Genomic DNA, 526 nt, shown 5'->3' with positions numbered 1-526 from the left:
AGCGTGCGCTCGACCTGCGCGGCACTGGCCAGTCCCGGTAGCACGCGCGCCACCGCAGGATGCGCGATCGGAAAGCGCAAGGCCGCCGCGGCGAGCGGGACCGCATGCGCATCGGCGATCCGCTCGATCCGGCGGACTCGCTCGACGATTGCGGGTGGCGCGATGGCATAGTCGTAATGCATCGGCGCACCGCTCCGCGTTCCCGTGGCGAGGATACCGCTATTATAGGGGCCGCCGATCACCACCGAGACGTTCTGCGCGACGCACGTCGGCAGGAACGCATTGAGCGCATCCTGTTCGAGCAACGTGTAGCGCCCCGCAAGCAATACCATATCGAGCCGCGTCTCGCGCATCGCCTGCAGGCAGATCGCAGTCTCGTTGACGCCCAGCCCGAAGCCGTCGATCGCCTTGCTCGCGCGCAGTTCCTCCAGCGCGCGAAAACCCCCGCCGTGCGTGAGTTGCTGCCAATAGCGTGCATTGTCGTCGCCATGGTTCGCGCGGCCAATGTCATGGACCAGCAGGATAT

At 66.3% G+C, this 526-nt stretch carries 1 protein-coding gene; it reads right to left on the bottom strand.

All coding sequences use genetic code 11. The annotated features are described in order from the left end of the window. Nucleotides 1-526 (bottom strand): aldo/keto reductase (locus tag AACY45_RS27855; protein WP_339548694.1); only part of this gene is annotated, 526 nt, incomplete at both ends.

The sequence above is a fragment of the Pseudomonas sp. RA_35y_Pfl2_P32 genome (assembly GCF_963970735.1).
In the GTDB taxonomy this organism is placed as follows: domain Bacteria; phylum Pseudomonadota; class Gammaproteobacteria; order Pseudomonadales; family Pseudomonadaceae; genus Aquipseudomonas.
Note: the sequence above shows the minus strand (reverse complement) of the source record. Positions and strands in the feature narration are given on the sequence as shown.